Annotated in this window: 16 protein-coding genes; 9 read left to right on the top strand and 7 right to left on the bottom strand. The window is 35.8% G+C overall.

Going from position 1 to position 12846, the window contains the following annotated elements; translation table 11 throughout:
- Positions 1 to 39: 39 nt before the first annotated feature.
- Both NSQ54_10285 and NSQ54_10280 read left to right on the top strand, forming a co-directional pair.
- Positions 40 to 1218 carry a flagellin gene (locus tag NSQ54_10285; protein WYP28459.1) on the top strand — a complete coding sequence of 393 codons (1179 nt, stop codon included), beginning with the start codon at positions 40 to 42 and terminating at the stop codon, positions 1216 to 1218.
- 116 nt (positions 1219 to 1334) lie between these two features.
- A complete protein-coding gene (locus tag NSQ54_10280; GenBank protein ID WYP28458.1) occupies positions 1335 to 2237 on the top strand; it encodes a hypothetical protein in 903 nt (300 codons plus the stop codon).
- Here the strand turns inward: NSQ54_10280 and NSQ54_10275 are convergent.
- Positions 2216 to 2659 carry a hypothetical protein gene (locus NSQ54_10275; GenBank protein WYP28457.1) on the bottom strand — a complete coding sequence of 148 codons (444 nt, stop codon included), beginning with the start codon at positions 2657 to 2659 and terminating at the stop codon, positions 2216 to 2218. The genes NSQ54_10280 and NSQ54_10275 overlap by 22 nt on opposite strands.
- Positions 2660 to 3633: 974 nt before the next feature.
- Positions 3634 to 3819: a hypothetical protein gene (locus NSQ54_10270; protein WYP28456.1), complete on the bottom strand. Its 186-nt coding sequence runs from the start codon at positions 3817 to 3819 to the stop codon at positions 3634 to 3636.
- Between the two features lie 220 nt (positions 3820 to 4039).
- Between NSQ54_10270 and NSQ54_10265 the strand changes: the two genes are divergently transcribed.
- The 6 genes from NSQ54_10265 (at position 4040) to NSQ54_10240 (ending at position 7694) form a co-directional block, all read left to right on the top strand.
- Positions 4040 to 5116 carry a tetratricopeptide repeat protein gene (locus NSQ54_10265; GenBank protein ID WYP28455.1) on the top strand — a complete coding sequence of 359 codons (1077 nt, stop codon included), beginning with the start codon at positions 4040 to 4042 and terminating at the stop codon, positions 5114 to 5116.
- Positions 5117 to 5180: 64 nt separating this feature from the next.
- A complete protein-coding gene (locus NSQ54_10260; protein ID WYP28454.1) occupies positions 5181 to 5600 on the top strand; it encodes a hypothetical protein in 420 nt (139 codons plus the stop codon).
- Between the two features lie 76 nt (positions 5601 to 5676).
- Positions 5677 to 6135 (top strand): hypothetical protein, encoded by a 459-nt coding sequence (locus tag NSQ54_10255; protein WYP28453.1) that lies wholly within the window; start codon positions 5677 to 5679, stop codon positions 6133 to 6135.
- Between the two features lie 365 nt (positions 6136 to 6500).
- Positions 6501 to 6860 carry a hypothetical protein gene (locus NSQ54_10250; protein ID WYP28452.1) on the top strand — a complete coding sequence of 120 codons (360 nt, stop codon included), beginning with the start codon at positions 6501 to 6503 and terminating at the stop codon, positions 6858 to 6860.
- 82 nt (positions 6861 to 6942) lie between these two features.
- The gene (locus tag NSQ54_10245) at positions 6943 to 7410 is read left to right on the top strand and encodes a spore coat protein (GenBank protein ID WYP28451.1); all 468 of its coding nucleotides are present in this window, start codon (positions 6943 to 6945) and stop codon (positions 7408 to 7410) included.
- Positions 7411 to 7517: 107 nt separating this feature from the next.
- Entirely contained in the window at positions 7518 to 7694 is a 177-nt protein-coding gene (locus NSQ54_10240; GenBank protein ID WYP28450.1) for a DUF4177 domain-containing protein, read from the top strand.
- Here the strand turns inward: NSQ54_10240 and NSQ54_10235 are convergent.
- The gene (locus NSQ54_10235) at positions 7691 to 7978 is read right to left on the bottom strand and encodes a transposase (GenBank protein WYP28449.1); all 288 of its coding nucleotides are present in this window, start codon (positions 7976 to 7978) and stop codon (positions 7691 to 7693) included. The genes NSQ54_10240 and NSQ54_10235 overlap by 4 nt on opposite strands.
- A gap of 184 nt (positions 7979 to 8162) precedes the next feature.
- On the opposite strand from NSQ54_10235, the gene NSQ54_10230 reads away from it, so the two are divergent.
- Positions 8163 to 8645: a hypothetical protein gene (locus NSQ54_10230; GenBank protein ID WYP28448.1), complete on the top strand. Its 483-nt coding sequence runs from the start codon at positions 8163 to 8165 to the stop codon at positions 8643 to 8645.
- 42 nt (positions 8646 to 8687) lie between these two features.
- Here the strand turns inward: NSQ54_10230 and NSQ54_10225 are convergent, their stop codons facing one another.
- The 4 genes from NSQ54_10225 to NSQ54_10210 form a co-directional block, all read right to left on the bottom strand.
- On the bottom strand, positions 8688 to 9419 hold the full coding sequence (locus tag NSQ54_10225) for a protein-glutamine gamma-glutamyltransferase (protein ID WYP28447.1): 732 nt from the start codon (positions 9417 to 9419) through the stop codon (positions 8688 to 8690).
- 80 nt (positions 9420 to 9499) lie between these two features.
- Positions 9500 to 10534, bottom strand: a complete 1035-nt coding sequence (locus NSQ54_10220) for a lysylphosphatidylglycerol synthase transmembrane domain-containing protein (protein ID WYP28446.1) — start codon at positions 10532 to 10534, stop codon at positions 9500 to 9502.
- Positions 10531 to 11550 (bottom strand): glycosyltransferase family 4 protein, encoded by a 1020-nt coding sequence (locus NSQ54_10215; protein ID WYP28445.1) that lies wholly within the window; start codon positions 11548 to 11550, stop codon positions 10531 to 10533. Before NSQ54_10215 ends, NSQ54_10220 begins: the two co-directional genes overlap by 4 nt.
- The gene (locus NSQ54_10210; GenBank protein ID WYP28444.1) at positions 11547 to 12758 is read right to left on the bottom strand and encodes a glycosyltransferase family 4 protein; all 1212 of its coding nucleotides are present in this window, start codon (positions 12756 to 12758) and stop codon (positions 11547 to 11549) included. The genes NSQ54_10215 and NSQ54_10210 overlap by 4 nt, the downstream gene beginning before the upstream one ends.
- Positions 12759 to 12846: the final 88 nt, after the last annotated feature.

Raw genomic sequence — 12846 nt, 5'->3', positions numbered from 1 at the left:
GGATGTGACCCTAAAAACAAAACATGGAGGTAATCTTAAATGATTATTAATCACAATTTATCTGCAATGAACGCTCACCGTCAACTTGGTGCGAACCAAGCAAACGGAGCAAAAGCTCAAGAAAAACTATCTTCAGGTCTTCGCATTAACCGTGCAGGAGATGACGCTGCTGGCCTTGCAATCTCTGAAAAAATGCGTGCTCAAGTTCGTGGCTTGGATCAAGCTAGCACTAACGCACAAGATGGTATCTCTTTAATCCAAACAGCTGAAGGAGCTCTTAGTGAGACTCATTCTATTCTTCAACGTATGCGCGAACTTGCTACACAAGCATCAAATGATACTAACACAGATTCAGACCGTAACGAAATTCAAAAAGAAATGAACTCTTTAACCTCTGAAATCAACCGCATCGGTAACACTACTGAGTTTAATACTCAGAAGCTTCTTAACGGTGACAAAGATGGTACTTCTGCAAAAGCAGTTCAAGGTGTATATACATATGCTGCTGCTGGCGGAGCTACTATTACAATTGATGACGAAGCTTTCACTTTTGAAACTGATTTTGATAACTTAGATGAATTAGTTGACGCGATTAATCAAAATACCGATCTTAACGTTAAGTATACTGCGACTAAAGATGGAACTAACTTGGTATTAACTCAACTTGAAGGTGCAGAAACTGACACAGCACCAACAGGAGCTACTCACACAGTAACTACTGCTGGTATAGCTCAGGAAGATGCTGTTGCTGATCCAACTAATAGCTTGAAATTTCAAATTGGTGCTAACGAAAACCAAAGCTTAACACTTGATATTGCTGATATGAGAGCAGTTGCTTTAGGGATCAGTTCAGTTGGTACTACTGATGCAGATTTAGGTGTAACTAATGGTACAAACAATACTGTTACTGAACAAGCTCTTAATGTATCAACTCACGATAGTGCTGCCGCTGCAATCACTACGATTCAATCAGCTATTGATCAAGTATCCGCTGAGCGTTCTAAACTAGGTGCAAACCAAAACCGTTTAGAGCATACAATCTCTAACTTGAACAACTCTTCTGAGAACCTTCAAGCTGCTGAGTCTCGTATTCGTGACGTTGATATGGCTAAAGAAATCATGGAGTTCACTAAGAACAACATTCTTTCTCAAGCTTCTCAATCTATGCTTGCTCAAGCAAACCAAGCTCCACAACAAGTTCTTCAACTTCTAGGATAATAGTATCTAGATTTAGACTCGGTCTTAATTGGCCGAGTTTTTTTGTGTTTTATTAAAGCTATATTTAATATTTTTAATTATGTGATAAAGTCGTAATAGATTGTTTTATTAGTAAATTGGATTTTAACTTTGGGATACCTTATAAGGAGGATATTACAATTTTAAACTTTTTAAATACGAGAGAATGGGCTTATGTACTTATTGTGTTATTTTTTATTATTCTACTAATTTCAACTTCAGAAGGTAGAGCATCATTAAAAAATTTCTTTAGTAAAATAATGCATAATAGAATTGTTATAGCAGGAATATTTACAACTCTATACAGTAGTATGATTATATCTTTAATCTACTTTATAGGATTGGTTGATGAAAGTAATCTTAAAACAGTTTTAGTATGGATAATAACTGTTCCATATTATGTAACATTTCAAAGCATATCAGATGCAGAGGACAATTCTTATTTTAAAAGGACCTTTTTGAAAGCAATTTCAATAGTAGTGTTTTTGGAATGTATGATTAATTTTTATACTTTTTCAATTGCTATTGAATTAGCTTTAATAGTATTAATTATATTATCAACGTTTATAGTGGCTATTTATAGTTATGATAAAAAGGCTGAATATAAAGCAGCTGGAGATGGAGCTGGATGTTTGCTTAAATTGACAGGGTTAATCTTGTTCACTTATTCCGTAATTCAATTAATAAATAATTTTGCTGACTTATCTTTAATACTATATGAAGTGTTAATTTCGGTTATTCTATCTATATTATTAATACCGTTTAGTTACATGTTTGCCTGTATTGCAAGATATGAGACGATCTTTAATAGATTAGATTTCCTAAATACAATCGATTCAACGGCTAAAAGTAAAATAAAAAAGCGTATCATCCGTTTATGTAAATTAAATCTAACTAAAATTGCGAAGTTTAATCGCCAAGGTCATCTATTTTACTATGACTTAACGACAGATGAAAATATTAGTAAATTCTTCAAGGACTATATATCAAAGCATACGTAAATACATGTTTTGATTTCTGTTTTTGTACCTTTCACAACATAAGGTACAGCAGGCGTCGGCCAAAAGAACAACGAGATCCCGTACGTAATAAAAGCCAATACCCAGAAAGACGAATGACCGGACTTCATCACGTACCCAAACGGGCGCACCATTCGCTCGTCAGCCTGAAGAGACCGTAACGCATGAAGAAGAGCCGTCATCACCGTAATAATTAAGAAAATATTAAACAATTCCGCAGCTGCAACCAAACTCGCACTAAACGTCGTCTGCAACCCTTCCACAAACGAACCTGTATACACCCACCCAACAAAAAAGGTCATAAACAACGAAGGTACCAACACATTTTGCCGGAATAACATCGTTAAAATAATTAAAACCGTACCCGCAAGATACAGCCAGTGAGCAAACGTCAGCTCAACCATAACGATCCCCCTCCTTAACATTCGGTACAGTAGCCTATGTGAGGAGGGGTGGTGAGGTGAAATGTAATAGGTAAAAAAATCGACGCATGTGCGCCGATTAGTTACTTACTTCGTTTATTTTAAATTTTCTTTGGTAATCCAAACTTAGGATCATCCAGTAAACAAAGCTAAAGAATATAAACGAACTCCAATCGTAGCTAGCGGCAGCAAATTCAAAGAGTAGAAATGCAGATGCTAATATTACATATAAAAGAATAGATATCGTTAAATAAATCTTTGGATTTCTCATAGGATCTCCCATCTATTTAGTAAACTAATATTCCAGTTTAGCTCAATGATTCCAGTTCTATTGCTCCTTTGATTTCTTCTTTTCTTCAGCCAACCCTAATAAGAAGAAACTCGCTGTCAATGGCAAGTAGATCAAAAATAGATTATTACTAGAGTCGGTAACAAAGTTTAAACCTCCTATGACAAGCATTAGTAAAGCAATTATGTAATAAATGTTCATTTTTTTCATCTAGATCACCTCGATAGTAATACGGATCAAATGATATATAGTTTCATAAATTTTAACTTATTTATAACAAAGAGAAAAGAATATTTAAAGACACCTAGTAAGATGCTAAAGTGGAATAAAAAGGAGTATTTAATATATTAAGATTCATTAGATTAACTTCTATTTGTATACTGTTACTTATATTAGTGTTCTACATTGTGTTGTTGATAACTGGTTCAGGTAACTCATATAGAGAGTCAGTCATTCAATACGGTATCTTTATTTTTGGAATCGTATTTGCGATTGTTTCCATTTTTGATAAGGGAGATAAAGAGTAAGGGATTAGATGAAGGGAGTAATGAAATTGAGCTTTGGTGAGCATTCTGCCATAGAAAGAAATTAAATTGATACATACAATGTCATCTCTTGTTGGTTTTTGTTTTTAAAAGAAAGAGTGAATTGAATTGGTGATTAATACTTACGTTTTATTAATTGCAAATTGAAGGATAGTCCAAACGATAGCAAAGATTGCTGCAAAAACGACACGGTCTGCGAGTATTTCTCCAACGCTTGCATTGCTAAAAATCAAGCCAAATAGTATTGAAACAGCTAAAATGATTGCAAACGTAATCAAAGCATTAATAAAGAAGTTTTTCTGTATCATAGGCCCTCCATTATTATTATTATAACTCTTTACCCTAAGAATTAATGAAAAAACATTGGAAGATTAGCCTTTATTACATATATACATTCGGAGGGAGCTAAACCTGTGTTAAGATGGTTCAAATGATTTATTTTAAGTGTTTTTTATGATGAGATTGATAGACTAAATAAAGACAAAATAAATAATTCTAATTATCCATTCAATAAAAGGGGTCACTACCATGAGTCAGGGAATACCATCTGTTATTGTAGGTTCGAGATGTTTGGATTGGTATCATGTCATGATTCAAAGTGATTTTGAAGCATCGACTAGACTAAAAAATGAAGTGACAGAGATGATTCATAATATGGAATCTGATCCCAATGTCACTGGCTTTTATGAGCTGTTATCGTTGCGTCACAACCTACTAGTAAATCAGATATCAGGTCATTCATTAGTTATATCTTTTGAAGGTAAAAATGAGTCCTATTTAAAGTATATGTATAATTTCATAAGTGGACAACAGCAGTACTACGATGGCAAGTATACATCTGCGGTACGTTTGTACAATAAAGCAGAGGCGCTATTAGAATTTGTAGAAGACCAATATGAGCGGGCAGAGTTTTTTCTTCGTCTAGCTGATGGGTACTATCGAATCAATCAATATTTGTTTGCAGTAACGTACGTGGAACAAGCTATGGAATTGTTTGAGCAGAATCCTAACTATCAAAATAAAGTGTTAAATGGTCATTTGTTATTAGCTGCTATTGATTCTGAGTTAGGAAAGTATGATCAAGCTGAAGTACGCTACTATAAAGCGTTATATCAAGCAGAAGATTTACCAAAAGTAAAATCACTTATTCTACGAAGTTTGGGATTAAATCGATTAAGACAACACAAATATGAGGAAGCAAAGTCTATCTTTATTCAAGCTCTAAGTATTAAAGAACATTTGCTAGCAAAGACAGGAAATAAGACGAAAGCAGACCTTGCTTTTATACATTTACGATTAGGAGAAGTGGAGTCTGGACAGGCTTTATTAAAAGAAATTGAGGAATGGACACAGCAAGACAATGAATATCATGCTAAGATGCTTATTTATCAAGATGTTTTTATTGGTTCATATGAAAATGGAATGCAGAAAGGATTTGAGGAGTTAATACAACATCAATTGTACTTTGATGCCGAAGAAATTGCACTCGAACTCGTTAATTATTATCAGGAACGTGAACAATTTTCAAAAGCGCTTTATTTTTCAAAACTGGCTCTTAAAATGAATGTAAAAAATCATCAACTAGGAATGAATGACAACATGTAATGCCGACATTTGTTGAGGAGTTACAAAAAAGATAACGCGGTAGATCAAAGTAGGTGTTGATTAAATGAACCTGTTGAGAAATTTATCTTTTAAGCTAATACCAATAACACTCATCTCTATTCTTGTTGCTTGTCAGGCCAATATAGCGGATGTTAAATTTATGGAAAGCTTTACAATGAGCGAGCCTGTCAAAGTCTTTAGTTTAGTTTTAACGAATGAAGGATCTTCATCGATTGAAATAACATACGATATTCGGTTTCATGATGATGAAGTTGATGCTTATTTTCAAGAGTATATGTTGCCAGGTCAAATTGGAGAGCTTTCCACTGGGCCTGTCATCATCGAATCTGATCTTGAACAAACGTATAGTGTTACGTTTAATGATACATTTCCAGTTGAATTGCTTAACCGAATGGATTCCTTCACATTAACCATTTTTGATGGAAATGGTGAAAAGAAAATCATTCATGTTCATCCTGAATAACTTTATTTCGCAATGAATACATAGCTTTTTTCATTTTGGCAAACCATACCAGTAGATTAATCTGGGAGGTATGCATGTGAAGAGCATCATTTTTATTGTAGGTGTGTTGATTACCTTATTTATACCATTTCATTTTGCACAGGCGGAAGAGCTGGTTTCTAAGGTTGAAACACCTGATTGGGTAGTTGAAGTGTATAAGACAGACTTTACTCGTGATCAACAGCAAGCGAAGTGCGATGAAGGTTGTTCTAATTTTCATGTTGTGACAATTAACAAGGGTAGAGAAAAAACAAATGTTATGACCCTTCATACGTACCGCAGCGAAGCTTCGCCATCTGGTTTTAAAAAAGAGGGAGGTTTCTTCCGGGAAACTAAACCGTTGCTCAAAAGTCATGAGGTGTTAACAAGCTTTACCAATTTTCCTGTATCAAAGAAAGAGTCTGCTTTGGAAATCTTACTCGTATGGGAAGATGAACATACTGACCATTTTAACAAATTTAAAGAAACCATCGTTATTCCGATTGAGCATGAGTAAAGTTAATTAATTTCACGTACCGTATTTATATTCAATCAATTTCAAAGAAAAAACAAAAGATAAACCGAATGAAGAGTTTATTAAAGCAACTTTAGGTATTCTAGTGATGAGAAAGCTTCCTCACACTCGAACCTCTTACTTGTTTTAAAGGGCACGCTTCGGGTCCTTATTTTATATTGTTTAAAAGCCTATCCATTGCGGATAGGCTTTTTTGAGATTGACATAGGGTTTAAGTTTGGAAAGAGTGTAGTCCAGCGTCAGCCCAATCACTCCATTGTGGCTAACATATACTATTAAGAAATTCTGATATTGGTCAGAGATTTCAGGTGCTACCATCTGGAGCAAAAAATATGGAGGGATGCTGGATGAACAATCACCAACATTTAATTGAAGTTGTAGTTGGTAAAATTTTGGACAAATATGATGTGAATGTGGATCAAACATTAACGTCTACAGAAAAAGTGAAAGTAAAAGGAACTGTTTTAGACATTCAAGCAGAAGTAGAGAAGTTTCTAAGTAATTTAGATATGGATATGCCAAGTCTTCCAACGCTTGATACAACGCTCATGACAAAAAGCTTAACCGACAAGCTTACTTCAAAAGAGACTGAAGTTGAGGAAAGTTATGTGGTTGAGAGAGATCCTAGTACAGCTTATGGTGAACCAGTTGCTAAGATCAAACAATCTAAGAATTCTGGGCGTTTTGTGAATCGTAGAAAGTTTTAGTCAAATGGCCTGATTCGTTCGTCCAAGCAATCTACACTTTTAGACATACTTTAAATTAAATCCGAATGAAAGGGGAATGAACATGAGTGATAAACACGAAGTAGAAGAAAGAAAAGAGGGCTCTGAAAGAAGATGGTCTGCACTAGATCCAGATGCATGTCATCCAATGGATCGTGGAGGAAAAGAAACTCAAGGCGCAACTCAAGAAAACAAAACCCTTCAATTATCTGAAGAGTATATCCTGATTAAGGATTCTTGTGATGTAACAGTAAACTCTACTGATACCAAAGCCGCACTTTCTCTTCAAGCATCGCTTCAAACAGCTATCGCTTTAGTCATCAGTATTTCAATTGCAGATAGTGAAAAAGCAGAGAAGATTACGCAAGAACTTCTTCAAAGCTCTAAAATCAAGCAACTAAGCTACCAGAAAACAGTTGTTGAAAATTCTAAAAACGTAGAAGTAACAACTGTTGATACACAAATCGCTATCAACATTCAGCTTCTTCTGCAAATCCTTCTTGCATTACTTGTAAGACTAGACATTCTATAGGGATGTGTTACCTGGTAGGGGAGCGAATGGCTCCTCTACTTATTTAGGGTTCATTCATGAATTTCGATATGTTACAGTGGAGGTACATTTAGTTAGGAGTGATGAATGTGGAATATAAAACGGTGTTATTACCTGCTGCTGTAACAAAGAAACAAGCGGCTAAAGTCGAATCTTTAATAAATGAAATAGCAAGTGAGGGATGGCAATTACTTAGTTTTGCGCCTCAATCTGCAATGGGAGGAACAGATGGGAATTTGGCTGTGTTCACTCGAGAAGAGCGTTAAGTAGGGCGAACAACCATTTTGATTAGCTTGTACATGCTATACATCAAGACATATGCTCCAGAAACTAGGAAATACCCATTCAAAAACAGTGCATGAATGTTTGTCATAAATACAGTATGGTTTATCAAAACCTCGTAAATCGCACTTGCTGCAATACTGCTGAATACAAGCAGACAGAGGAGGGCTATGATATCAAAAATGGAGCGAAACATGGTCCACTTTCTTTGAATAAGATACATAGCCGTTGATACAATAATGCTTACAATAAAACTAATTAAAAACATCTAGTCCTCCTTCGAATCTTCACTTTTTTCCTACTTTACCCTAAACCACGTCAGTTAAGACATCTTTATATTTACGTCTTATTTAAAATTTATCACAACTTCACAAAATATTGATACGTAGTTTAGAGTTTCTTTAGAATCATGGTTCATTCTAATGGTAGGACAAATAGATGGAGTGAATGGTTTGAAAAGAAGATGGATCGCATGTATTGCATGCTTAATAAGTATACTTGGATTATTTTCATTACAACTTTACTTTCAAGCGGAATCAAAGGAAGAGGTATTAGACCTTTCGAATGAATCGCTCAATCAAATTCGTTTAAACACACCAATTACTGAGTTTGAACCATCTAAGCTTATGATCGTAAATGATGATACAATCTCAAACTATGCTCACACGTTTGAATATGAACAGATGCTGATTTCTTTTGATTCTTCAAATCAAGTTGTTCATTTAACTTCATTACATCCTGAAGTCGAGACAAGTAAAGGGATATCGCTTGGAGATTCGCTTGAAGATGTGATTGACCAGTACGGAGAGGTAACTGAACAAAAGGAAGTAGAAACACATATACAAAAAATGATATATCGTGATCATGAAGTTGAGCTTTCGTTTTATGTAACGAACGATGTAGTGGAACAAATAGAGCTCCATTCAACGCAGTAATACAACAAGGAGTTGGAGACATCTGTCGTATCTCCAACTCCTTTACCCCCCGAGGTATCTATACTCGGGGTGAGTAATTCGGTTTTCAAGGTATGCGGATTGCCTAGCTCCTGGGAAACGTTCTTCATTAAGTGATTTGATAATATCCGCACCTGAGGAAATTCCGATTCCATGACCGAAATACAAATCGTAGTCCATAACAATTGTATTTTCCCCGCGCCATTCAGGGGTTGCTGGATTAAAATCGGGGTTGTTAAAGTATACACAATCTCCTGGTAAGAAATCAGAGCCTGAATGACTAATTAAATGAAGATCCTCATCATATCTCCATGAAAATAAATATAGCCCTCTAAATAGCTGATTAAATGCTGTGGCACCAATTGAGTCTAAGGTTGCTTTGTAAAAGATAATAATAATTGCTACGGCACATTCAAAGGAATACAAGCGACCATTATTAAAGATATCGTCTATTCCTCTTTGAGGAGTAATCGATGGTTTTAGAAGGAATCCGCCCTCTCTTGTTAGTGTCCAAAGCGCCTGATTACAGGTTGAATGATCAAAATCAGCAAAGCCAACTCCACTTGTGGCTAAGTCATAAGATGCTTGCGTCGTATTTGCTCTTACTTTTACTTCAAAAAGTAATTCCTCCATGGATTGAAAGACATACATCGTTTGGTTTGTTGCAATACTACTTAGCACGGCTCGACGTTTCGAAGACAACGGGATTGTATTTAACTGAGCATCTGAAATCAACTTTCCAGCAATCGTAATCATAAAAGCCTCCTTTCTTGCGAGGGTTCCATCTATCTGTATGAAATCAATATGGCGACTAGACCAAAAAAAGAAGCATCCAGTTAGGACACTCCTTTGGTTGGTTCTTTTTTTGGTTTGTTCAAACGGATAGCGAAACTTAATGCACCAATGATAGCAGGACTGTACGCTGTGAGAATTCTCCAGATTAAAAGACCGACTAATAAGTCTGTTTGAGCTACGATTGTGCCAAACAGTAATGTAAAACTATATTCCCCCGCGCCACTACCACCTGGAGTAGGTATGACTGATGCAAACATCATAATGAATGCGTGAAAAGCGATGGCACTAAATAAACTCAACTCACTATATCCTAAACTTAAAAAAACAAAGTAAGGAACGATTAAAAAGAACATCAGCTGTAGGATCGTGTACATTGAACATTGAAGAAGAAGAGTCCGTTCATGAATAAGTCTTCTGCTTTCTTCATGGAACGTAAGAACCTTTTCATGCAATGAATCTCTCCATTTTTCAGCTAGTTCTTTTTTAACTAAAGAGATAGGGTATAAAACTAAGCGTATGAGAATCAGAATAGATTTCTTGCTAAAGCAAATCAGAAGTAAACAAGTGATCACACTTAAATTAATGATAAATCCTATTAAGATAAAGTACTTCATGTTTGGTACGATGGCAGCTAAATCTTGATATCCAAATACAAGGATCCCAAGAAAGAGTAACACTAAAATGGTCTGAAACAAAATGAATTTGATCAGTAGAACGGAGCTTGCTTTACTTACATCTACTCCACGTTTAAACAACATAAACAACTGTGCAGGCTGTCCACCACTGGAGGAGGGGGTAATATTGTTAAACAACAAACCGACCATTGTAATTTTTAAAGTAGAGCCGAAGCGTACGTTGGTTTGATCAGTATTCGTCATGTTATGTAGAACAATTGCTTCAAAGAACCAGCTTAAGATAATCGCACCAGCACCAGCGATGAACCAGCCAAAATGCATGGTTGCAAGATCCTCTTTTACATCATACCAGCTTAACTCACGGAAAATAAAAAAAAGAACCCCACCAGTAATGAGCAAGAGTAAGGATATGTTTAGTAGATGACTTCGGACCGACTTCATCTTGTTATACCCTCTAGACCATGGTAAAAGTCTTGCCAAATCTCTGTTAATCGTTCTTCAGAGTAATGGTATGCTCCTTTAGCTGCAGACATCCTTGCCGCTTCATAATACTTTGAATCGTTCTGTAATTGAGTAATCGCCTCTACAAATCCTTCAATAGACGATGCTTTTAAATAGTAATCAAACAAGATGTCTTCATATAACTCTAGGTCTCTAAGTAATATTGGTCGCTCGCAGCTCATCCCTTCTAAAATGGTCATCGGAAAAAGCTCGTGAAACGATGGAAGGAACATGACATCGGCTAGGTTAAAATACATGTTCATTTGTTCACGATCAACAATACCAGTAAAGAGAACATTTTTCGGTGGGTTGTCTACGATTAACTTAAGTTCTTTATAACCAGATGTTATTTTTCCAAATGAAAATCCTCCAACCCAGATGAATTGAACATCAGGAAGCTTTTTAGCCACTTCGATAAAATCAAGTACACCTTTACGTTGCTGTATTTGTCCTGCTCCAAGTACTGTGAATGCTTTTGAGGGCACATGCTGTTCCTTGAGTTGGTTTCGTTTAATTGGATCCATAGGATAAAACGTTTGATTTGAAACAAAGTTTGGAATGTACTCAATTTTATTTTTCGCAATACCATACGCTTCGAGCTTCGAAATGAATGCGGGATTCACAACAACAAGTTTGTCCATCCGTTTGTAAAAAGAAATCAAATACGCATAGAAAAATCGCCTAAACCATTTAGGTAGTTGAAGACTATCATCAACCGTCTCTGGAATAAAGTGAACATAGCCAACTTTAACCCCGCGTTTTTTTGAAAATGTTGAAACATAAAAGGGCAGGTCAACTGTATGATAATGAGATATATCTGTAGATCGATACGTATTAATTTTCATATCATACAGTTCTGTTTGATTAAATAATAAATTGATTAATTCTCGATATGCAGAAGCAACGCCTTGCCCTTTTACTTTTTCAGCGGATGAAAACATGGTTAATCGAATCATGAGAGTCTCTCTTTCTTGTTAAGTGTTCGGAATAAGTGATGCGATGTTGCGTAGGAATACACAGCTTCTTCATAAACTTGCTCCATTTGATTGGCAAAATGTTCAGCAGATAAGCGCTCAATATGCCTTTTTGCTTGTTGTTTAATGGAACGAAATCGTTCTGGTTGATTTAAAATTAGGATAAGTGTTTCAGCGAGCTCATGGTCGTCTTTAAATAAGAATCCTGTTTTTTGATCAATTATAAGCTCTTCAATACTAGGATCTTTTTTTGCTACGACCGGCAATCCGGAAGCCATAGCTTCAATATAGGTCAGGCCTTGTGTTTCAGAGGTAGAGGCACTTAAGAATAAGTCGGCCATATGATAGTAGGCTGGAATATCAGACCAAGGGATGGCACCTGTAAACCTTACATATTCAGTTAGGCCAAATTTTTTGGTTAATTGCATGAGTTCTTTCTTTTCAGGCCCATCACCTACCATCACCAGCTTGACTGACGGTTGCTTGCGTAGAATGACAGGAAGAGACTCTATTAATGCGCGCATATTTTTTTCTTGAGCAATTCTTCCTACACTTAATAAAATCGTATCGTTAGGCTGAAGCTGTAGCTTTTCTTTTATATGTTGGACTGCTTCAATTCGTTTAAAATCTCGCTTAAACGTTCCAAAATCAATGCCTGTAGGGATTGTGCGAATGGATCCACGTATGTTGTATAGTTCTAACTGTTTTTTTACCTTTTCTGTAGGAGCAATAACAGCATATGTCTTTTTACAATATAGACGTGATAAGACTCCAACAAGAGAAGGGGGGATTAATTTTCCCTTTGCAATGTAATGGAGATAATCCTTGTACATCGTATGATACGTATGAATACAAGGAAGATGATATTTCTTCGCTAGTATTTTCCCCATTACACCCATTGAAAATTCAGTGTGCGTATGAATAAGGTCAATGTCTAAGTTTTCAATGAGCTGAGAAGCTCTTGACAGTCCTGCAACGGCTAAGCGACGTTCTGGTACAAATAAAGCTCCTAAGCTTGGGAAACGAAAAACCTTTCCATTTTCTTCTGTAAGGTCAGCATGGGAATCTGAAGAAGTAAAAACGTACACATCGTGACCTCTTTGTTGAAGATATTTTTCAAGAACCATAATAGAGGTAGCGACACCATTAATTTGTGGATGGTACGTATCTGTAAATAATGCAATTCTCATGGTTAATAAACCCCTTTTTTAGAACAGTTAATAGATGTAATGTTGATATAAGTAGATATAGAATACGATAATCGAGTAGAAGCTCAAA

It is taken from the genome of Alkalihalobacillus sp. FSL W8-0930, from assembly GCA_037965595.1.
GTDB lineage: Bacteria > Bacillota > Bacilli > Bacillales > Bacillaceae_D > Alkalicoccobacillus.
This window is presented reverse-complemented; position numbering and strand designations above follow the sequence as displayed.